Raw genomic sequence first — 21,944 nt, forward strand, 5'->3', positions numbered from 1 at the left:
TGAAATTTAAGCGCGACCGTGCGACTGGCGCGAGCGGCGTGCAAGGGAATCGACAATGACGGCAATCGCCAACACGGCGCCCGTGATCATGTAGCGGAGCGACGACGACAGATCGAGAAGCGTCAGGCCGCTGGCAATCGACTGGATGACGATGATGCCAAGAAGCGCCGACCATGCGCTGCCGCGACCACCAAACAGGCTGGTGCCGCCGATGACCGCCGCCGCAATGGCGTTGAGATTGACATCGCCCGTGCCGGCCTGCTGGCTGGAGGACGCCAGTCGCGACGCGGCCAGAATGCCGCCGGACGCCGCCAGAACCGAACAGGTCACGAAGGCCGAAATATAGACGAAGGTGACATTGATACCAGCGCGCCGTGCTGCTTCACGATTGCCGCCGACCGCCTGCATGGAACGGCCCCAGCGGGTGCGGGTCAGCGCATAATTCATCGCGATGACCAGCGCCACGAACAGGCCGAACATCCACGGCACGCCACGCGACTGGTTGAGATAGAACACCGCGCCGCCCGCTATCAAAGTGATGACGATGGCCTTGAAGGCGATACCGGCGCTGGAGGGAGCCGAAAGTCCCGCCTCGCGACGGCGCTGGGCCGAGCGAAAGCCGGACAGGAAGATCACAAGCCCTGCAACAAGCGCCAGCGCATAGGAAATCGGGCGCGGCATGACCAGCAACTGCCCGAAGCTGACGAGCCACGAGCCATAAGGCAGGTTGATCGAGCCGGTATTGCCAAGGAGATAAAGCTGAAGCCCGAGAGCGGCCAGCAGACCGGCCAGCGTCGAGACGAAACTCGGCATGCTGAAGCGGTTATAGAGGAAGGCGTAGAGCAGGCCGATGGCAGCGCCTGCGCACAGCGCGGCCAGAATGGCGAACGCCACCGGCCAGCCATTATTGACCCACAACACGCCAACGATGGCCGAGGCCAGGCCACTGACAGACCCGACCGACAGATCGATTTCGCCCAGCATCAGGATGCAGACGATACCAAGCGAGATCACGCCGATGGTCGAGCAGTCGAACAGGAGATTGACCAGATTATTGCTCGACAGAAAGACCGGGTTCAGGGTCTGGAACACGGTCCAGATGATGACGAGGCCGACAATGACCGGCAGCGAACCAAGGTCGCCGGAACGAACGCGGTCGAAGAAGCCGCGCAACGCGCCCGACACGCCTTCATCATGGCGCACGCGCGCATCCTGCCTGTCCAGAGGGGTCTTTCCAGTTGCCTTGTTCATTATGCCTCTCCCCGGTCAGCGGCGTCGTGCTGCGCCTGACGCCGTTCGGCGCGGCGGGAAACGGAATTGCTTGTAGCGCCGGTAATCGCGGCGACCAGTTCCTCATTCGATGAATCGGGATAGAAAACACCGTTGTTGCGGCCAAGACGCAGGACCACGATACGGTCGGCGACAGCGCGCACATCTTCCATATTATGGCTGATCATCAACACGCCAAGACCGCGATCACGGACGCGCTCGATGAGATCCAGCACTTCCGCTGTCTGCGCCACACCGAGCGCCGCAGTCGGCTCGTCAAGCATGATGAGCTTTGGATCAAGCAGCAGCGAGCGCGAAATCGCCACCGTCTGGCGTTGACCGCCCGAAAGCGACGCCACCGGCTCGCGCACGCTTGGAATGCGGGCGGAAAGCTCGTTCAGAAGCTTCCAGGCCTTGATTTCCATCGACACTTCATCGAGGCGATAGGGACTTAGTTCGCGACCCAGAAAAATATTGGCGACAACATCGAGATTCTCGCACAGCGCCAGATCCTGAAAGACCGTCGCAATGCCAAGATCGAGCGCAACGCCCGGCGAGGACAATACCACCTTCTCGCCGTTGAATTCGATTGTGCCCTCTGTCGGCTGGTGCACACCGGCCAGCGTCTTGATCAGCGTCGATTTTCCCGCGCCATTGTCGCCCACCAGAGCCACAACTTCGCCCGGATAAACCTCCAGATCGATATCGGTCAGCGCCGAAACAGCGCCAAAATTCTTGGAAATACCGCTCAACCGCAGCACCGGCTGCCGCGACGGTGCGGCTGCATTGTTTTCCTGGGACATGATCTCACTTTCCCCAGCCTGTCGCACGGCAGGCCATTGCGTATGCCCGGTCGAAGAACCGACCGGGCATATCGTTACTTAGTTGGTGATGCCAAGCTTCTTGCAGCCTTCGGCATAGCGATCGACGCACAGCGTTGCAGCGGGAACGATGTTCTTGTCGGTGATTTCGGCCTTCAGGTTTTCAGCCGTGACAACCGCCGGAACGAAAAGCTTCGACGGCGTGTTGTAAAGCGTGGCTTCCGCCTTCGGCTTTTCGCCGTTGAGCAACTGGGCGGCAACACGCGCGGCTTCCGACGCAACGATTTCCGACGGCTTGTTGATGGTGTTGTACTGGTCGCCCGAAATGATGAGCTGAAGCGCGGCGATAGTCGCGTCATTGCCGGTAACCGGCGGCAACGGATCGACGCCTGCGGCCTTCATCGCGGCAATCGCACCGCCAGCCGTGCCGTCATTGGCGGCGACGATGCCGACAATCTGGTCGTTGAAGCGGGTGATCTGGCCGCTCGCCCATTGCTGTGCCTTGCTCGGCGCCCATTCCGGCGTGTCAAATTCGGCCAGCGTCTTGTAGCCGCTATCCTTCAGACCGGCATGAATGCCGTTCTTGATAAGACCGGCGGCGGCATCGGTCGGCGAACCGTTGATCTGCAGCACACCGCCCTTGTCGGTTGGAACACCCTTGTCCTTCAGGTGCTTGACGAGCGATTCGGCAATCGATTTGCCAATGGCTTCATTGTCGAACGAAACGTAGAAATCCGACGTCGCATCCGGGATCGGACGGTCATAGGCAATGACCTTGATGTCCTGCGACTGGGCAAGCTTGACCAGCGAAGCGGCGGCTGCCGTATCCACAGCGTCGAGCACGATCACCTTCGCGCCCTGCGAGATCACCGAGTTGAACTGCTGCTGCTGCTTGGTCGCGTCACCGTCGGCGTTGAGATAAAGCACCTTGCAGCTTTCGCAGAGCTTCTTCATCTCGGCCGCGAAACCCGGATAATCGCGTTCTTCATAGCGTGTGGAAGCCTGATCGGGCATCAGAAAGCCGACCACTGCATCCTTTACCTCGGCGTGGGCCGTAGTGGCCGCCATCATCAGCACGCCTGCCAGCGCGCCTGTCATCTTCCCAGTCTTTTTCAGTCCCTGCATGACTCTCCTCCTGATGATCGTCGTTATTTTTTGGCATTCGTCGGGGATTTCCACCGGCAAATCTCAGCGTCGAATGTGCCAGATCGACCAGCCCTTCCTTCAAAGGGCCACCCAAAACCAGCACTGCACGATGCCTCCACCTGCCTGCGCCGCCATCTCCCATCAGGCGGAATCTTTTTCGTCGGACGATCAAGCCCGACCGGGTCCTCGCATAATCCGATACACAACAATTTGCACAATCGATTGTGCACGATGATAATGCGCCAGTGTCGGAAGTCTGTCAACACGATTCAATGGAGACGTTTCATGACAAAACGGCGGATGAGCGAATGCGGGACCGGCGAACTACTTGATATCCTTCAACGCATCGAGCGGTCCAGGGATTGCCGAACGCGGGGCGATCAGTTTCGGCATGATCAAATGAAGCTCCGGTTCCGTCACCCGGCGTTCCATCAGATCGAACGCCTTTGCAATCATACCCTCCACGTCCTGTAGGACCGAGATCACGGGGAATGAAAGAAACGAGGCAAAGGGGTCATAATCGTAGCACCCCACCACCAGATCGTTCAGCGTTTCATCGGGATGCTCGACCATATAGCGCAGCAGGCCCTCAAGATTGATCGAGGAGTTGATGAACAACCCGCGCGGCAGATGGCCATGATGTTCGCGATATTCATCGAGCGCGTGCAACGTGTTGGGCGGAGAATAGCCCGTATGGAAAACGCAGCCTTCGGGGTCGCCCCCCATAACGGTCTGCTTCACGTGATGAAAGCCGCGGATACGCTGCCTGGTCGATTCATCGTCGCGCCCGCCGAACAGGCAAAGCTCTTCGGGACGCAAAGGGTTTTCGCTGCCGAAATATTCGACGATTGCCAGCGTCAGCATCTTGCCGCCCTCGAAATTGTCGGTCGTCACCGAAGGTGCTTTCGAGCCGGGCAGATCGATATTCACATGCGGCAGCGCCGCCTTGACGCACAATTCATGCAAACCGTCGGGATCTGTCGCGCCGCAGATGAAAAGCTCGTCGATGGCATAGGAAATCAGGGTTTCCGCCGTTTCGCGCTCCTCTTCCGGGTCACGGCTTGCACTCACCACGACCGGGCAAAGGCCCCGCGCGCGCACATGAGCCTCGAAAGTCTGCGCCATTGCGGAAAAGAAGCGGTTGTCGTGGAGTGGAAGCAGCAATCCGACCAGCCCCGAGCGCGAATGGCGCAGCCCCTGCGCCTGCCGGTTAGCCGTGTAATCATGCTTTGCGGCCAGATCGAGAATGGCCTCCGCCGTTGCCTGACTGATGCGCCTTTTACGCCATGTTCCATTCAGCACGGCGCTGACCGTCGAGGGCGAACTTCCCGACAAAACAGATAGATCGTAGATCGTCGCCTTTTTCCGGCTGCCGCGCATGAAAACCCCTCTCTGTGATCTTTACGAATAATGGGAGCGCGCGGAAAGGGAAATATGTTTTTCCTGTTCGCGGTCACTCCGGCCTTTGCGATTGTCCGGAAATGCCGCAAGCTGTTACAATCGATCGTCAACGACAGGGAGGCATGGCATGGCAGACCTGACGCTTACCACCTACGACTGGGTTCCGCAGCCGCCGCGGGGGCATGTTCGCGACATTCGCGTGCGTTGGGCTCTGGAAGAAGCCGGACTGCCCTACCGCGTGAAGAGTACGCCGTTTCACGACCGACAGGCCGATCATTTCGCCCATCAACCGTTCGGTCAGGTGCCATGGCTCACCGATGGCGACATGACCATCTTCGAAAGCGGAGCTATTTTGCTTCATCTGGGCGAATTGAGTACCCGGCTGATGCCATCTGACGCGAAGGCGCGCAACAAGGTCATTCAATGGCTTTTCGCGGCGCTTGCTTCGGTCGAGGCGGCAAGCCAGCCCTGGTCTTTCTTCCAGTTCACCGGAAACGCCGACGAAACACCCATGAGGAAGTTCTTCGATGAATTCCTCGAAGCCCGCCTGAAGCATATGGAAACGGTTCTTGAAGGGCGCGAATGGCTGGTCGGGACTTTCTCCGTCGCGGACATCCTGATGGCGGATGTGTTGCGCCTTGTAGACCGATTTGGCGGATTGGCGGAATATCCTGCCTGTCATGCTTATGTCGAGCGGGCGAAAGCGCGGCCTGCATTCGTGAAGGCCTATTCGGATCAGATGGCGCATTTCGCCGCGGCAGACCGATAAATCAGCGATCTCGGAGCCAAGCAAAAGCGATAGACCCCGACAAAATGGCGACTTTTTGAAACGGCTCTCAAGCCGGATGCTGCTGGACGCTCAAGCCCCCGTCGATGGTGAGGCAGGTCGCGTTGATAAAGGGGCACTCGTCGGAGATCATGAAAACTGCCGCCATTGCGATTTCATGCGGTCGGGCGATGTACCCGCCGGGATGCAACGCCATGGTTTCGGCACGCGCGGCCACGGGATCGGGAAAACTGTTCCAGTAATCGACGGTCTTCCGGGTCTCGACATAGCCGGGTGCAATCGCGTTCACGCGGATCTGTTGCGGCGCATATTCCAGTCCCAGCGCCTTTGTCATGCCCATCAGCGCATGTTTCGCCAGCGGATAGGGAAATGTGTGCGGAATAATGGTGAAGGCATGGGTCGAAGCAATATTGAGGATGACACCGCCGCCCATCCCGATCATGCCCGGCAGCACTGCCTTGCTGCAATTCCACGCGCCCTTGAGATTGACATCGAAACAGCGGTTCCATTCCTCGTCGCTCGTCTCCAGCGGTCCGGCGAAGACATTGATGCCGGCATTGTTGACCAGCGCGTTGACGGTGCCGATCTCCCTGTTCGCCTGTGCTACGACGGCGGACACGGCTGTTGCATCCGAAATGTCGGCCTTTGCAAAGCCAAGCACTGCGCCCTGTTCGCGCAGCAGGAGCGCTTCGCGTTCAAGCCGTTCCATATCCATGTCGATCAGGAACAGCTCCGCGCCCTCGCGCACGAAGGCCTGCGCCATGGCAAGGCCGATGCCCTGTGCCGCGCCAGTCAGGAATATCCGTTTTCCGATAAGCCGGTCAGCCATGCCCCTGTCCCCTTACCATTCCGCGACACTGCCATCGGCATGGCGCCAGACAGGATTGCGCCAGTCGTGACCGATCCGGGTCCGTTCCCTGACGTAATCCTCATCGATCTCGACACCAAGGCCCGGACCTTGCGGGATGGCGACATAGCCGTCGCGATATTCGAAAACCTCGCGATTGGTTATGTAGTCGAGAATATCATTGCTCTCATTGTAATGGATGTTCAGGCTCTGCTCCTGAATGAAGGCATTATAGCTGACGGCATCCACCTGAAGACAGGCGGCAAGCGCTATCGGTCCCAGCGGGCAATGCGGCGCCAGGGCCACATCATGGGCTTCGGCCATTGCCGCGATCTTGCGGCATTCGGTGATGCCGCCCGCATGGGAAAGGTCAGGTTGGATGATGTCCACAAAACCGCGTGACAGAACCGACTTGAAATCCCAGCGCGAATAGAGCCTTTCGCCAAGCGCAATGGGCGTGGCGGTATGATTGGCAATCTCGGCCAGTGCCTCGACATTTTCCGACAGCACCGGCTCCTCGATAAACATGAGCTTGAACTGATCCAACTCGCGGGCGAGCACTTTTGCCATCGGGCGGTGAACACGGCCATGGAAATCGGCGCCGATGCCGATATGCGGGCCGACCGCCGCGCGCACCGCACCGATGGTTTCGACAATGGCGTCGATCCTGGCATGGCTATCCACGATCTGAAGTTCCTGCGCGCCGTTCATCTTCAGCGCCGTGAACCCTCGCTCCACCATTTCGCGCGCATTCGCAGCCACATCGGACGGACGGTCGCCGCCAACCCAGGAATAGACCTTGATGCGGTCGCGGCATCGACCGCCCAGCAATTCATGCACCGGCACACCAAGCGCCTTGCCCTTGATATCCCAGAGCGCCTGATCGACGCCCGCAATCGCGCTCATCAGGATGGGACCGCCGCGATAGAAACCGCCGCGATACATGACGTTCCAATGATCCTCGATCAGGCGCGGGTCCTTACCGACCAGATAGTCCGACAGTTCATGCACGGCGGCCTCAACCGTCCGGGCGCGCCCTTCGACGACCGGCTCGCCCCAGCCGGAAATCCCCTCGTCGGTTTCGATCTTCAGGAAGAGCCAGCGCGGCGGAACGATATAGGTCGTCAGTTTTGTGATTCTCATCGGGGTCGCTCGCTTGCAGACAAATATTGCGCTTCTCAGCCCGTCGGTACATCAGGATGTTATCCCTGAAAAACCCGATCGTAGGCCGCAATCGTGCGGCGTGCATTTTCGCGTACCGTCTCGACTGTGTCGCCGGGTCTGTAAAGGCTGGTGCCAAGGCCGAAAGTCCGCACACCCACCCTGGCATAATCGGCAAAGCTTGTATCCGACACACCGCCCACGGCTCCCACGACCGCACCGGCGGGCAGAACGGTCTTGATCGCGGCGATGCCCGACGGGCCGAGCGCACCTGCCGGGAAGAATTTCAATGCCGATGCGCCGCTTTTAAGCGCCAGAAGGGCCTCCGTGGCCGTATAGCAGCCGGGCATCGAATACAGTCCGCGCGCGGCAGCGGCCCCGATGACCTCGGGATCGGTATTGGGGCTGACCATGATGCGCCCGCCGAGATCGGCAAGCCGCGCGACGTCGTCCACGGCAAGAACCGTTCCGGCGCCGATCAGCACCCTGTCGCCGAACAGCTTTACAGCCTGCCCGATGGAAACCCATGGCTGCGGAGAATTCAGCGGGATTTCGATCACCTCGAAACCTTCCTCCACCAATACGGCGAGGATGGGTTCCACTTCTTCGTTGCGGATGCCGCGAATGATCGCGACAAGCGAACGCCGCAAAGAGGGCCAGACGGGATTGGTGTTCATCTCATGCTCCAGACACGGAAGGGTCAGACTGGGAATGGATCGAACGGGCAGCGGCCAGCAGGCCCGCCCTGACGACATTTTCTCCATCGAAAAGACGGACGCGGAAGCCCGCCTGCTCCATGACCGGCGCATATAGCCGGTTCAGCCGTTCGGATGCCACCAGCCCGGCTTCACCGCCGCCATGGATGCGCAGCGCCGCGCCGACTTCGGCGCCTATCAGCACGCCGGACAGATGGGCCGCGCCCTCGCCGTGCTGCTCGAAACCCAGAAGCTGGCTCGCCCTTATCTGGAACAGCATGGCCAGCGCCTCATCCGGCGCGCGCAGGCCGCGCTCGGCGGCTTTCGCGAATGCGGATGTTTCGGCGTCGAAAACGCTTGACGGGTCGACGGCATGTCTGAGGATCGAATGCTGCGACAGAACGGCGAAAAGCTCTCCCGTCATGAAACTGGTAAAGCCCGTCACCTGCCGGGCGGCGATGCTCACCCATTTGCAGTGGGTGCCCGGCATACAGACAAGCCCGTCCGGGAATGTTTCGACGATGCCGGCAAGCTGCGTTTCCTCGCCGCGCATCACATTGGCGGCGTCGCCCCGAATCTGCGCCACGCCGGGAATGATGTGAATGTCGCGTGCCGTTCCGGTGAGCCGGACCGCGCCTTCCGCCAGCCGATCGAGCCGTGCGGGAACGGACAGGTAGGGCGCTTCCACCCAGCCCTGGCGTGCGCCAGCCATACCGCTGACGAGTACCGGCAGACGGGCAGGCGCACCAAGCTTTTGAAGATGCTTCTCCAGCACGGCGGCGAACCCTGTTTCCGCCGCCTTCATCATGCCTTCGTCGCTCTTGCTTTCACCAAGCACGCGACCGTCTTCCGCCACCAGCCAGAGCCGGAAACTGGAGGTGCCCCAATCGACCAAAGCGTAGAACACGTCATTCTCCGTCATCTGCAATCCTTTTCTGCCGTCAGCTTCTGAAGGCGATGGTGGAGGAGCGCAGATTGTCGAGCAGCACCGCCAGAAGCAGAATGAAACCGCGCACGACATACTGATAGAAGGCCTGGATGTTCAACAGGTTCATCACGTTTTCCGCAATGCCCATGATGAGCACGCCGACGACCACTCCCGTCATGGCGGCCCGTCCGCCAGCCAGCGAAACGCCGCCCAGCACGCAGGCCGAAATCACAGAAAGCTCAAGCCCCGTCGCCGCATTGGGCTGGCCGGAGGTAATGCGCGAGGCAAGCAGGATGCCCGCGACGGCGCAGATCAGCCCCTGCAGCGCAAAAATCCAGATGCGCATGTTCGCCACATTAACGCCTGCCAGACGCGAGGCTTCCGGGTTGCCGCCAATGGCAAGCGTATTCTTGCCGAATACGGTGCGGTTCAGCACAAAGCCGAACACGATGAACAGGACGATCATCACCCAGATCGGCGTCGGCACGCCGAGGAATTTCGACAGCGCAAGCTGGTAGAAGGACGGATCGTTGATCCCCACGGCGCGACCGTCCGAGGAGATCAGCGCCAGACCGCGCACGATCTGCATCGTGGCAAGCGTTGCAATCAGCGCATTGACCTTGAACCGTGCAATGACCACGCCGTTGAAAAGCCCCACCACGAATCCCGCGCCCAGAGCGGCGATCAATCCCACGACGATGGAACCGCTTGCATTGGAAACCATCACCGCGATCATGCCCGTGAAGGCGACGCTGGAGCCAACCGAAAGATCGAAATCGCGCGAGGCAAGGCAAAGCATCATGGTGCAGGCCACGATGCCGATGGTCACGACCGATTGCAGCAATCCCAGCATGTTGCGCTCGGTAAGGAAATTGGGCACCGTCAGCGCCACGACTGCAAAAGCAATGGCGAAAATCACCACCAGACCCTGCTCGCCGAGAAGGAGTTTTTTCAAAGCGGTCATCGTGATGCAACCTTCTGACTGTCAAATTGAATGGCCGCCGTGCGGTCCGGCAGGGCAGCGGCAAGAATGGAGTGCTCGTTGAAACCGGCACGATCCACGGAAGCGGCGATACGCCCCTCGCACATGACGAGAATGCGGTCCGAGATGCCCATCACTTCCGGCAACTCGCTGGAAACGACGACTATCGCCATGCCGGTTTCGGCGAGGCCATAGAGAATCTCGTAGATTTCAGCCTTTGCGCCCACGTCGATGCCGCGCGTCGGCTCGTCCACCATCAGGACCTTGACGTTCTGTTCCGAAAGCCAGCGTCCGAGAATGACCTTCTGCTGGTTTCCACCGGACAGATGGACGATGTCCTGCTTGCGCGACGGGGTACGCACCCGCAACTGCCTGATGCTCTTTTCAGCGATATCGGCTTCCTTGCGCGGACTGATGAGGCCCATCGGAGAAAAATGCCTGCGCGCGGAAATCGCGATGTTTTCCTCGATGGAACGTCCCTGCAATATGCCGTCCGCCTTGCGGTCTTCGGGGCACAGCATGATGCCCGCCTCGATCGACCTGCGCGGATTGTTGGCGGCCACCCTTGCGCCATCGACTTCGACGCTGCCCCCAAAGCGGCTGTCGGCTCCATAGAGCAGGCGAAGCAATTCCGAACGGCCAGCGCCGATGAGCCCGAAAAGGCCGAGGATTTCACCGCTGCGCACTTCGAAGTTTGCCGGCTCCGGCAGCTCGGGACCGCTGAGTTTTTCAACCCGCAACCGCACCTCGTCTTTTACAGGACGGGCGCGCCAGCCCCATATGTCGGTGATTTCACGACCGACCATTTCCGCGATCACCCGGTCGCGGGTGACGCCTTCCAGGGTACCGTGATGGGCCGCGATCCTGCCGTCGCGCAGGACGGTCAGACTGTCGCAGAGATCGAAGACCTCGTCCAGCCGGTGTGACACGTAAAGGATAATCTTGCCTTCCGCCTTGAGCCGGCGGATCAGCCGGAACAGGATTTCGCTTTCGCGCGAGGAAAGCGACGAGGTGGGTTCGTCAAGCGCAATGACGCGCGCATCGACCATGACCGCCTTGGCGATCTCGACCATCTGGCGCTCACCGATGGAAAGGCGCGCCACCTTGACCGAGGGATCGATATCGAGGCCGATATCGGCAAGTTTCTTCGCCACGTCATCAAGCAACTGACGGGAACTGATGACACCGCCCCGATTGGGGAAGCGCCCGAGCCAGAGATTTTCCGCGACCGTCAGTTCGGGCACGAGCTGCAATTCCTGATGAACCACCACAACGCCCGCCTGAAAGGCATCGCGCACGGAGGCATATTTCTGCTCGACGCCATCGATGGAAATCGTGCCACCATTCGCGGCCTGATCGCCGGAGAGGATACGGATCAGCGTGGATTTGCCCGCGCCATTTTCGCCCATCAGGCCATGGACGCTGCCTTTGGCCACGTTGAAGGACACATCCGAAAGCGCCTGTACGCCCGGATAGGATTTCGAGATATGACTGAACGCCAGAAAGCTGTCCATGACATCTCCGGAGACTGTGGGATCATTTTCAGGGAAGGCACGGCCGTGGAATATCCGACGGCCGCGCCAGCAAACCCAGCTCGACTATTCGATGCCCAGGTTCTTTCGCACCTGCTCGTAATTATCGCGCAGGGCAAGTTCGCCGGTGGTCAGGATAAGCTTTTCCGGCTCCTTGTCATTGGCGATCCAGTCATACATGTTGCCCGCGGTTTCGTAACCGTGGCGCTTCGGCGAGATGATCACCGTGCCGAAGAAACCGGTCGGCTGAGGCTTCTTGAATTCGTTGATGGCCGAATCCGATCCGCCGATACCGACGACGATGACGTTTTCCGACGGGATGCCCACGCTTTCGGCGGCGCGCACGGCGCCCAGAACCGCTTCGTCGTTAAGACCGACGGCAACCCAATATTTTATCGCCGGGTTCTTGTTCAGAACCACGGTCGATGCATTGAGAGCGGCTTCCGTATCCGTCTTTGCCTGCGGCGCATCGAAAACATTGGCTTCCGGCAGACCGGCAGCCTTCATCACCGACAGCGCACCTTCCACACGGTCGACGGCGGTCGGCAACTGATCGTAGGAAACGCGTATCGCACCGACATCCTTCCAGTCCCAGCCGCGCTTCTTCACTTCGTCGCCGATGGCCTGACCGACGGCCTCGCCGATCTTGGTGGCCGAGATGCCCATATGCGGCACGTCTTCCAGCGGCTTGCCGTCGGCACTGACGAGGCGGTCATCGACCGTCATCAGCTTGAGATCGTTCGCCGCGGCCTTGGCGACGATACCCGGCCCGAGCTTCACGTCCGGGGTACAGATGATCACACCCTGCGCGCCCTGAGCGCCGAGATTGTCGAGCGCGGCCTGAACCTTTTCACCGTCTTGCGCGGCGATCTTGACGAGGGTGAAGCCTTTCTCCTTGGCCGCCATGTCGGCGAATTTCCATTCGTCCTGGAACCAGGGCTCTTCCGGCTGCTTCACCACAAAGCCGATCTTCACGTCCGCGGCCATGGCCGAGGTTATGCTGGCAAACGCGACAGTGCCTGCCACGAGCGCGGCCTTAAACAAACTCATGATGACCTCCCATAAACTTTTCCGCCACTCCTCAGCGGTTTCGAATTGGTAACTTCAATGACTGGAAGCGTCAACTCATTTGTATGATGAATAATTTGTGTTGTATTACCTTATCATGCGTATAATCATACAAACATAAATCAATGCATGCCTTACGACCGAGGTGGATTGGATAATCGATTTCGTTTAATGCGCATGAAGCGGCGAACGATACGCGAGATCCCGGCGATGCAGCGCCGCAATTCTTGCAGGGTGGAGAACTGACAGTGACAGCATTACCGTCGAGCGAACCGGCACGGAAATCCTCATCCGTCGCGGCGCGCCCGCGCGTGAAGAACGGCGTCATTTCCGCGCTTGCGCTCGATATCTGTTCGGATACTTTCCCGCCGGGCAGTTTTCTGCCGCGCGAGAACGATCTTTGCGCGCGTTACGGTGTCAGCCGCACAGTCATCCGCGAGGCGCTCAAGGTGCTGGAATCAAAGGGGCTTGTCCGGGGGCGCTCGCGTGTCGGCACGATCGTCTGCGAACATGAGGAGTGGAATATCCTCGACCCGCAGGTCATCGAATGGCTGGGCGACCGGGTCATCGAACTGAACCTTCTCGATTGTGTTCTGGAAGCGCGGCGTTGCATCGAACCTGCCGCCGTCATCATGGCCGCCCGCAAGGCCACGACCCAGGAAATCGCTGACCTCGAACATGCCTGGCAGATGATGCGGGACGCCGAGAGCGATCTGAACGCCTTCACTGAAGCCGATGTGCTGTTTCATTCCTGTCTGTTCAAAGCCAGCCACAACCGGATATTCCGTCAGCTTTCCCATACGATCAGCGCGGCGCTCAAATATTCACTCCAGACCTCCAACGAGATCGCGGACAAGCGGGACGAGGCCGTCGCCGCTCACGGCAATCTCGTGGAAGCGCTGCGCATGAAGGACGAAACCAGGGCGATCGAAGCCATCAAGCTGGTTCTGGACATGGCCGAGAGAGATCTGGATCAGGCAAAGACCGGCCCTGCGCGCAATGCCGAAGGCAAGGTTTGAAGTTTCGACCTGCGGGTAGGAACTGTTCAACGCGGGAATGCCTTGATAGATACAAATCAGCTAAATACAGGCATTCATGAAAGCGCCCGTCCTGACGAGAGGAAAGCATGGAAGAACGTTTCTCAGGCCAGGTACTGGCTTCCTCGAACGAGAAGGAGCCGGTCGTCCGAACCCTCGGTGAAATCGGCCTTAACGGTTTTGCACCCTATCTGATGAACAGGCTGATGGCGCGATATAATGCGGATCTGGCCGACTCCCTCAAGGCAAAGCAGATCACGACCGCGAAGCTGCGGGCGCTCGCTGTTTTGAGCGTCACCCCCTCTGCCACCATCAACGAATTGTCGGTCTTTACCGTAACCGAGCAATCGACGATGAGCCGAACCCTCGATTCCCTGGAGGAACAGGGGTACATCCGCCGTCAGGCTCGCGCTGAAGACATGCGGGTCCGCGATATTTCCATCACCGAGCAGGGCCGCGCCATTTTCGACGAGACCTGGCCGGTAATGTATGAATCCCTCCTCAAGATGTTCGCAGGCATCGACGAAGACGAACACCGCGCCTTCGTCGGCACATTGCAGAAAATGCTGCATAACATCCGCAAGAACGAAATCTGAGCGGCGTCAATCTCCCGAAGGCGTCGCCGGAATGAGCGCCGTCGCACAGGCGGCAAGCGCCGCCACAATGGCGAAAATATAGAAGTTCCATTGCGGCGCGACATTCATGCTGGCAATCAGCCCGCCAAGCATCGGCCCGGACAACGCGCCCAGACGTGAAAAGCTCAACGCCCAACCGGTGCCCGCCGAGCGGATGGCCGGATCGAGGCGCTGGGCAAGATAGCCCGTCAGCACCAGCGATGCCGATACCGTTCCGAACCCGGCAATCGCCACGAAGACATAGTTCAGCAGAAGTGAGCTTTTGAACGCCAGCGCCGCGATGCCAAGCGCGCCCAGCGCATAGGAGCAGGTCACTGTCCGGCGCACGCCGAAACGGTCGGCCCATGTGCCGAGCACAATGCCGCCAATGGCAGCACTGAGGCTGAAAACGGCGAGGAAAAGCAGGCTGTCGCCCAGTTCATAGCCGTTCTTGCGCATGATCTGCGGCAACCATTGCGCAAGCCCGTAGACAAGCAGCAGGCCCATGAAAAGCGCCACCCAGAAACAGGCGGTTTCCATGGCTTTCTTCGGTGAGAAAATCGCACTGAAGACGGTGCGCCAGCCGATGGCGCCCTGCTTTTTGGCCAGTTTCGCAGGAACTTCGACACCCATGCGCTTAGCGGTTTTGGCCGCCGCATCCGGCCTACCCCGACGCAGGAGCGATTCCACCGATTCCGGCAACAGTCCCATAAAGACAGGCACAAACAATAGCGGTATCGCACCCAGCAGCATCAGGAACCGCCAGCCATGTTCAACCAGAAAAGCCCGTCCGCACAGGGCTGCGGCCAGCAATCCCATCGAGTAGCCCGAATACATGAGACCGTAATTGAAGCTCTTCTTTTGCAGCGGCGAATATTCCACCGTCAGGGCGGCAGCGACCGGAATGATGCCACCAAGACCGATGCCCGCTACGAACCGGCTGATACCGAAGATCAAGGGCGTCGGAGCCGTGGCACTGGCGATCATGCACAGCGAAAACAGCGCGATGCTGGCAATGAACAACGGCTTGCGCCCGTAAAGTTCGCTCAACGTACCGGCAAGAATGCCGCCGATCAGCATGCCGATGACGGTATAGCTGCCAATCGCGCCCAGTTCGATGGGCGTCAACTGCCAGACAGTATCGGTCGAGAGCGCGGGCAGGATCGCACCGATCACCCCGACATCGTAGCCTTCGGCAAAAATGGCGAGCCAGCACAGCCCGACGACAAGCAGGCTTTTGCCTGCCGAAATTTCTCGTCCGGCGGCGGCCGGAGCCGTTACCGCCGGTTCTTTAACCCATTCTACCTGTGACACGGAGTTCCCCTTTTTATAAAGTCACGCAGTTGGATTCTCTTGTTATAAGGTGGCTACAGTTTTCAGCGCGCCGTCGAGCGCGATGCCCTGTTCATCAAGAAGCGCTGCCTGCCGCAGACGGCGCAGCCACGCGGCCCCGTCGTCGCGGCCTTCCAGCATTGGAAGCGCCGAAAGCACACGTTCAAATTTTGACAGGCCGCGCGCATGCGTGTCCGAATAGCCTTTCACCAGACGACGGCAGGCCAGAACCTCGACAGCAAGATCGTAATTCTTCGGCAGGATACGCAACGCCTGTTCCAGCCATGCCTGCCAATGCTCCGTCTCGCGATGATGGCGCAGACTGCCGCGCCGGAACCGTCGTAGACCAGACACGACATAAAGCCCGGCAAACCAGAACAGCGTCGCCGTATTGACCCGGCGGCCCTTGTTGACGCGCCGGTCAAGCCAGCCAGAAAGTTTCGGGCTGCTTTCGATCCACTCGCCCAGACGTTTCGGCAGGGTGCCGCAGACTTCATCCATGCGTGGATGCATATATTCGGTCGTATAAAGGATCTGGTCGGACTTAACGCCAACCTCTTTTCGCACACGCTCAAAACGAGAGCCGCGAACTTTCAAGTCGGCAACGCGGATTACATCGTCATAAGCCATGGCGACGGCCAGATATTTCGCCGCCTGAACCGTAAAGGCAAAGCCCTGCCCCTCGCCACCGTTCTCACGGTCGGCACGGGCCAATGCAGCACAACGCGTCAGGTATTCCTCCGCATAGGCCGGGTCCTGAAAATCGGTGAGTTTGCGCACGCCTGCATAAAGCATGGCATGAGCTTGCGCCGGGAAGTCAGAACGAATGCGTCCCAATAATGCGTCAAGCGCCGGATGACCGGCCTTTTCCGGCAGCGGATCAAGGCGCTTGGCCGGAGTAGCGGAAAGCTTGTCGTTCTCGCCCTGAAGCGCGCGCCGATAGGCAGCGTCGAAAGCCCTGAGGCTCGCTTCGATGCCCTTGCCGCCTGCGCGGATTGTGGCTTCAAACGCCTCTCTGTCGAAGGGCAGCGCACCGGACGCCGCGAGCGCCCCGAACAGGGCTGACGAAACCACGCTGCCATTTTTGACCGCAAGCGTGTCCATGTCGAAGGCGATGGTCTTTTTCGCCGCGAACGCCGTCGCGTCTTCCACGACAATCGGATTGCCGGTGCCGTCGCCGGGTTTTTCCTTTTCGCCGACAGCATAGGAGCGGTGCGTGGAGGCGATCAGCATGGTCTTGTCCGGCATCACGAGGCCGCGCAGAACGGAACGCCCGGCCTCCATGAGTTCGGCGGCAATCACCACATCCACATCGCCCGGCGTCGGCATCAGCGACAGGATCGGTGTTGCGCCATCCTTTGCCCGCAGCAGTTCCAGATAATAGATCGTCGCGCCTGTGCGCTGCGCCACGCCCGGCACTGATGTGGTCTGGGCGACCCACCCCTGCGCTTCGGCCAAAGCGACAATCCAGTCGGCCAGCACGCCGCCACCCTGCCCGCCCATGGCGAGAATGGCGATGGAAAGGGGTTTGTCCTGCGAGAGAAGCGCCGTTGAAGAAGTGGTTAGAGTTGGCATGATAATTCCTCAGTCGGCGAAGACGATGCGCGAAGCCTGACGGCGCTTTTGCAGCCAGCCGATGATCGCGGAACGGATACGGTGCGCGAACCTATCCCAGGCGGTGGGATTATGGATCACATCGGCACGGTAGAAGGATGGGCACAGCACTGCCGCCTCCGACACTTCGCCGCAATTGCCGCAACCGACACAGCTATTGTCGATTGCCGCGACCGGATCGTCCTTCAGCGGATCGTCGGTATGTTTGACCGAAAGCGAAGGACAGCCGGAAAGACGAATGCAGGCGTGATCGCCCGTGCACACATCCTCGTCCACGCCGAAGCGCTGCTTGACCATGCGCTTGCCGTCCTTCACCGCCTTGTTGAATTGCGGCTTCACGCGGCGCTGCTTGTTGAGCATGCATTCCGACGAGGCGACGATGATTTTCGGGCCTTTTTCCTCGGTCGTCAGCGCCTCTCTCAAGGTATCGCGCATTTTGGCGACGTCATAGGTGTGGTCGATCTGGCGCACCCATGTCGCGCCTATACCCTTGACCGCATCGACCACCGAATTGTTGGTCTTGCGGCGTGGATTGATCGCGCGCGACGACATGATGTCCTGCCCGCCGGTCGCCGACGAATAGAAATTATCGACCACGAGGATCACGCCGTCCTGCTTGTTGAAGACGGCATTGCCGACCGATGTGGCAAGCCCGTTGTGCCAGAAACCGCCATCGCCCATCACCGAAATGGCGCGCTTACCGGCTGGCACATTGAAAGCCGAAGCCGAGGCCGGCCCAAGTCCATAGCCCATCGTCGTGCCGCCGATATTGAACGGCGGTAGAATGGAAAAGAGATGGCAACCGATATCGGCGGAGACGTGATGCGTCCCCAGTTCCTGCTCCACCAGTTTCATGGCGGCGAAGATCGGACGCTCCGGGCAGCCGGTGCAAAAGCCCGCCGGGCGCGGCGGCACCACTTCGGCCAACGCCTTGACCCTTGTATCGGCTAGAACCGGCGACGGATCGGGCACCGGCGGACGATTGCCCAGCAATTGCGGCGCATTGGCCTCGAAAAATGCCGCCATGCCCTTGACCAGAACCGGCGTCGTATATTCGCCGCCCAGCGGCAGAATATCCTTGCCCGACAATTTGGTCTGGATGTCGCGGCGGCGCAAAAGCGTGTGCAGCGCCTGTTCGATATATTCCGGCGCGCCCTCCTCCAGCATCAGCACGGCTTTCTTGCCGGAAACGAAATCAATCACCTCGTCATCAATCATCGGATAGGCGACATTCATGACGTAAAGCGGCACGCGGCTTTCGCCATAGACATCGGCCAAGCCAAGCTGCTGCAAGGCGCGCATCGCGCCATTATAGACACCGCCTTGCAGAATGACCCCGACTTCGCCGGTCTCAGGCCCGAAAAACTCGTTGAGACGATTGGTCTTGATGAACTCAACCGCCGCTGGCCAGCGCTGTTCCAGCTTTTCCTTTTCATGGATGAAGGAAGCGGGCGGCAGGACGATACGATTGACGTCGCGCCGGGGATTTTCCAACGCCTCGGCCAGCGTATGCTCGGGACGCTTGTTGTCCTTGGCGACGAATTGTCCATGCACGTGACAGCTTCGAATGCCGACCTGCAACATGACCGGCGTATTGGAGGCTTCCGAGAGTTCAAAACCCTTTTCCACCGCATCGACGACGGAAGGCAGATTGGGACGTGGGGTCAGAAGCCACATCTGCGACTTCATCGCGAAGGCATGGCTGCGCTCCTGCATGATGGAGGAGCCTTCGCCGAAATCCTCGCCGGTGATGATCAGCGCGCCACCGGTGACGCCACCAGACGACAGGTTGGACAGCGCATCGGACGCGACATTGGTTCCTGCGGTCGATTTCCACGTCACCGCGCCGCGCACCGGATAAAGAACCGATGCCGACAGCATGGCGGCGGCGGCGGCTTCCGAAGCCGACGATTCGAAATGGACGCCCAGATCTTCCATCACGTCCCTGGCATCGGCCAAGACGTCCATGAGATGCGAGATCGGCGCCCCCTGATAACCGCCGACATAGGATACGCCGGACTGAAGCAGCGCCTTGGTGATGGCCAGAATGCCTTCGCCGTGGAAGACTTCGCCAGCGCCAAGCTTCAGATCCTCGACTTCGCGCGCAAAAGACCGCTCCGCCATGAGATTCCCCTTTTCCGTGATCCGGAATATTGTTTAAACTTGCACAAGCATATTTTTGCCGACGCATTTTTGTCAATGGGGTGGCGTCATCCGCAAGATATGCCAAATCATAAAAATGCAAATGCATATTTTTACTTTCGGCGATCACTCATCGACTCCAGACAAAAAATCACGTTTTCGACTTGACGACCTCCCTGACGGGCATATATTTTAAACTTAAAATATCGCTCAAGCGACCATGTAAGGGGAACGGATATGCGTATCGTATGCATCGGCGGCGGCCCGGCTGGACTTTATTTCGCCCTCCTGATGAAAAAGCTGCATCCGCAGCACGACATCACCGTGGTTGAACGCAACCGGCCCTATGACACATTCGGCTGGGGCGTCGTGTTTTCCGACGCGACCATGGAGGCCATGAAGGTCTGGGATTCCCAAAGTGCAGCGGAAATTCAGGATGCCTTCAACCATTGGGACGACATTGAAGTCCTGTTCAAGGGCACGCGCCAGCGCACATCCGGCCATGGTTTTGTCGGCATCGGCCGCAAGCATCTTCTCAACATCCTGCAAAAGCGCTGCGAGGAACTGGGCGTAAAACTCCAGTTCGAAACCGATGTGGACAGCGATCTGGATTTCCCCGACGCCGATCTCATTATTGCGTCGGATGGGCTCAATTCCAAAATCCGTACTCGCTATGCCGACGTCTTCCAGCCCGATATGGTCGTGCGTCCGAACCGCTATATCTGGCTCGGCACGGACAAGCTTTTCGATGCCTTCACTTTCGATTTCCGCAAGACGGATCACGGCTGGTTTCAAGCTCATATCTACAAGTTCGATGACAAGACTTCGACCTTCATCGTGGAGACCACCGAGGAAGCCTATCTTGCGCATGGTCTCGACAAGCTGGACCAGCAAAGCTCTATCGATTTCTGCGAGAATATCTTCAGCGAAGTGCTTGAAGGCCATAAGCTCATGACCAATGCGCGCCATTTGCGCGGCTCGGCATGGCTGAATTTCAGCCGTCTGATCTGCGGCAAGTGGAGCCATTTCAACGGCAGCTCGCATGTGGTGCTGATGGGTGACGCGGCGCATACGGCGCATTTCGCCATCGGTTCGGGCACCAAGCTTGCCATTGATGACGCCATCGAGCTGACCAACCAGTTCGAGAAGCTCGGTCATGACAAGGCAAATATTCCCGCCGTTCTGGCCGCTTATGAAGAAATCCGCCGCGTCGATGTCGCCCGCATCCAGAATGCGGCGCGCAACGCCATGGAATGGTTCGAAGTGGTGGGGCGCCGCTATGCCGACACACTGGAACCGGAACAATTCATGTATTCCATGCTGACACGCTCGCAGCGCATCAGCCATGAAAATCTGCGCCTGCGCGACAAGGAATGGCTTGAAGGTTTCGAACGCTGGTTTGCCCGCAAGCAGGGGCTGAACGTGACGGAAAGCGAACGCTGCCTGCCACCGATGTTCACGCCCTACAAGCTGCGCGATGTCACCCTGCCCAACCGCATCGTGGTTTCGCCCATGGCCATGTATTCGGCCACGGACGGGCTAATCAACGATTTCCATATGGTGCATCTGGGTAGCCGCGCCATGGGCGGCGCGGGACTGGTCTTCGCCGAAATGACCTGCGTATCCCCCGATGCGCGCATCACGCCCGGCTGTCTCGGCATCTGGAACGACCAGCAGATGCAGGGCTGGAAGCGGATCGTCGATTTCATTCATGCCAGCTCCGACGCCAAGGTCGGCATGCAGATCGGCCACGCCGGACGTAAAGGTGCCACAAAACTGGCATGGGAAGGCATCGACCAGCCACTCGAAGACGGCGCATGGCCGCTTCTGTCGGCTTCCGCCCTTCCCTATCTTGCAAACAGCCAGACGCCGAAGGCCATGGACCGTGCCGACATGGAACGAGTGAAGGCCGATTTCGTCGCCGCTGCGAAGCGAGCTGCGGAAGCAGGTGTTGACTGGCTGGAACTGCACTGCGCGCATGGTTATCTTCTGTCGAGCTTCCTCTCGCCGCTGACCAATCGTCGCGACGATGAATATGGCGGCAGCCATGAGAACCGCGCCCGCTATCCGCTAGAGGTGTTCCACGCCGTTCGCGCTGTGTGGCCGGAAAGCAAGCCGATTTCGGTGCGCCTCTCCTGTCACGACTGGACCGACGGCGGCAATACGCCGGAAGACGCGGCCATTTTTTCCGACATGTTCAAGGCGGCAGGCGCTGACCTCATCGACTGCTCGTCGGGACAGGTCTGGAAAGAGGAAAAGCCGGTCTATGGTCGTCTGTTCCAGACGCCCTTCTCCGACAAGATCCGTAACGAAATCCATATTCCGACCATTGCCGTCGGCGCGATTTCCGAAGCCGATCATGCCAATTCGATCATCGCGGCGGGGCGCGCCGATCTGTGCGCCGTGGCGCGGCCGCATCTGGCCGATCCGTCATGGTCTCTGCATGAAGCCGCCAAGATCGGATTGACCTCCATTGCATGGCCGAAACAATATCGCTCCGCCAAATATCAATATGAAACCAACCTTGCCCGTGCGGTGGCAACGCCGCAAGCGTCGAAATAGGAGCGG

18 protein-coding genes are annotated in these 21,944 nt (G+C 59.5%); 4 read left to right on the forward strand and 14 right to left on the reverse strand.

What is annotated here, in order from left to right; translation table 11 throughout:
• Positions 1 to 6 precede the first annotated feature (6 nt).
• The 4 genes from FHS76_RS10085 to FHS76_RS10100 all read right to left on the reverse strand — a co-directional run bounded on the left by FHS76_RS10085 (position 7) and on the right by FHS76_RS10100 (position 4,616).
• Entirely contained in the window at positions 7 to 1,251 is a 1,245-nt protein-coding gene (locus FHS76_RS10085; protein WP_183651537.1) for a sugar ABC transporter permease, read from the reverse strand.
• Positions 1,251 to 2,072, reverse strand: coding sequence for an ATP-binding cassette domain-containing protein (locus tag FHS76_RS10090; RefSeq protein ID WP_183651540.1), 822 nt, complete (start codon positions 2,070 to 2,072; stop codon positions 1,251 to 1,253). Before FHS76_RS10090 ends, FHS76_RS10085 begins: the two co-directional genes overlap by 1 nt.
• Positions 2,073 to 2,150: 78 nt before the next feature.
• Complete coding sequence (locus FHS76_RS10095) at positions 2,151 to 3,215, reverse strand: ABC transporter substrate-binding protein (RefSeq protein WP_183651545.1); 1,065 nt, start codon at positions 3,213 to 3,215, stop codon at positions 2,151 to 2,153.
• A gap of 345 nt (positions 3,216 to 3,560) precedes the next feature.
• On the reverse strand, positions 3,561 to 4,616 hold the full coding sequence (locus FHS76_RS10100; RefSeq protein WP_183651548.1) for a substrate-binding domain-containing protein: 1,056 nt from the start codon (positions 4,614 to 4,616) through the stop codon (positions 3,561 to 3,563).
• A 148-nt stretch (positions 4,617 to 4,764) separates the two neighbouring features.
• Between FHS76_RS10100 and FHS76_RS10105 the strand changes: the two genes are divergently transcribed.
• Complete coding sequence (locus FHS76_RS10105) at positions 4,765 to 5,406, forward strand: glutathione S-transferase family protein (protein WP_183651551.1); 642 nt, start codon at positions 4,765 to 4,767, stop codon at positions 5,404 to 5,406.
• A 67-nt stretch (positions 5,407 to 5,473) separates the two neighbouring features.
• Here the strand turns inward: FHS76_RS10105 and FHS76_RS10110 are convergent, their stop codons facing one another.
• The 7 genes from FHS76_RS10110 to FHS76_RS10140 form a co-directional block, all read right to left on the reverse strand.
• The gene (locus FHS76_RS10110) at positions 5,474 to 6,253 is read right to left on the reverse strand and encodes an SDR family oxidoreductase (RefSeq protein WP_183651554.1); all 780 of its coding nucleotides are present in this window, start codon (positions 6,251 to 6,253) and stop codon (positions 5,474 to 5,476) included.
• Positions 6,254 to 6,265: 12 nt separating this feature from the next.
• On the reverse strand, positions 6,266 to 7,414 hold the full coding sequence (gene dgoD, locus FHS76_RS10115; protein WP_183651557.1) for a galactonate dehydratase: 1,149 nt from the start codon (positions 7,412 to 7,414) through the stop codon (positions 6,266 to 6,268).
• A gap of 59 nt (positions 7,415 to 7,473) precedes the next feature.
• Positions 7,474 to 8,109, reverse strand: coding sequence for a 2-dehydro-3-deoxy-6-phosphogalactonate aldolase (locus tag FHS76_RS10120; protein ID WP_183651560.1), 636 nt, complete (start codon positions 8,107 to 8,109; stop codon positions 7,474 to 7,476).
• A gap of 1 nt (position 8,110) precedes the next feature.
• Complete coding sequence (locus FHS76_RS10125) at positions 8,111 to 9,049, reverse strand: 2-dehydro-3-deoxygalactonokinase (RefSeq protein WP_183651562.1); 939 nt, start codon at positions 9,047 to 9,049, stop codon at positions 8,111 to 8,113.
• 19 nt (positions 9,050 to 9,068) lie between these two features.
• On the reverse strand, positions 9,069 to 10,019 hold the full coding sequence (gene araH / locus FHS76_RS10130; RefSeq protein ID WP_183651565.1) for an L-arabinose ABC transporter permease AraH: 951 nt from the start codon (positions 10,017 to 10,019) through the stop codon (positions 9,069 to 9,071).
• Positions 10,016 to 11,551 carry an L-arabinose ABC transporter ATP-binding protein AraG gene (araG, locus tag FHS76_RS10135; protein ID WP_183651569.1) on the reverse strand — a complete coding sequence of 512 codons (1,536 nt, stop codon included), beginning with the start codon at positions 11,549 to 11,551 and terminating at the stop codon, positions 10,016 to 10,018. The genes araH and araG overlap by 4 nt, the downstream gene beginning before the upstream one ends.
• Positions 11,552 to 11,635: 84 nt before the next feature.
• Positions 11,636 to 12,619 (reverse strand): arabinose ABC transporter substrate-binding protein, encoded by a 984-nt coding sequence (locus tag FHS76_RS10140; protein ID WP_183651572.1) that lies wholly within the window; start codon positions 12,617 to 12,619, stop codon positions 11,636 to 11,638.
• A gap of 266 nt (positions 12,620 to 12,885) precedes the next feature.
• Here FHS76_RS10140 and FHS76_RS10145 point away from each other — a divergent pair, with 266 nt between their 5' ends.
• Together FHS76_RS10145 and FHS76_RS10150 are read left to right on the forward strand one after the other, a co-directional pair.
• A complete protein-coding gene (locus tag FHS76_RS10145; protein ID WP_183651574.1) occupies positions 12,886 to 13,656 on the forward strand; it encodes a FadR/GntR family transcriptional regulator in 771 nt (256 codons plus the stop codon).
• A 107-nt stretch (positions 13,657 to 13,763) separates the two neighbouring features.
• The gene (locus FHS76_RS10150) at positions 13,764 to 14,270 is read left to right on the forward strand and encodes a MarR family winged helix-turn-helix transcriptional regulator (protein ID WP_183651577.1); all 507 of its coding nucleotides are present in this window, start codon (positions 13,764 to 13,766) and stop codon (positions 14,268 to 14,270) included.
• Between the two features lie 6 nt (positions 14,271 to 14,276).
• On the opposite strand, the gene FHS76_RS10155 is transcribed toward FHS76_RS10150, so the two are convergent.
• The 3 genes from FHS76_RS10155 to FHS76_RS10165 are packed head-to-tail and all read right to left on the reverse strand — an operon-like array spanning position 14,277 to position 19,358.
• On the reverse strand, positions 14,277 to 15,602 hold the full coding sequence (locus tag FHS76_RS10155) for an MFS transporter (RefSeq protein ID WP_183651580.1): 1,326 nt from the start codon (positions 15,600 to 15,602) through the stop codon (positions 14,277 to 14,279).
• 42 nt (positions 15,603 to 15,644) lie between these two features.
• The gene (locus tag FHS76_RS10160) at positions 15,645 to 17,195 is read right to left on the reverse strand and encodes an indolepyruvate oxidoreductase subunit beta family protein (RefSeq protein ID WP_183651583.1); all 1,551 of its coding nucleotides are present in this window, start codon (positions 17,193 to 17,195) and stop codon (positions 15,645 to 15,647) included.
• 9 nt (positions 17,196 to 17,204) lie between these two features.
• On the reverse strand, positions 17,205 to 19,358 hold the full coding sequence (locus FHS76_RS10165) for an indolepyruvate ferredoxin oxidoreductase subunit alpha (RefSeq protein ID WP_183651586.1): 2,154 nt from the start codon (positions 19,356 to 19,358) through the stop codon (positions 17,205 to 17,207).
• 255 nt (positions 19,359 to 19,613) lie between these two features.
• On the opposite strand from FHS76_RS10165, the gene FHS76_RS10170 reads away from it, so the two are divergent.
• On the forward strand, positions 19,614 to 21,938 hold the full coding sequence (locus tag FHS76_RS10170; protein WP_183651589.1) for a bifunctional salicylyl-CoA 5-hydroxylase/oxidoreductase: 2,325 nt from the start codon (positions 19,614 to 19,616) through the stop codon (positions 21,936 to 21,938).
• Positions 21,939 to 21,944: the final 6 nt, after the last annotated feature.

The sequence above is a fragment of the Brucella daejeonensis genome, assembly GCF_014199265.1.
Lineage (GTDB): Bacteria > Pseudomonadota > Alphaproteobacteria > Rhizobiales > Rhizobiaceae > Brucella > Brucella daejeonensis.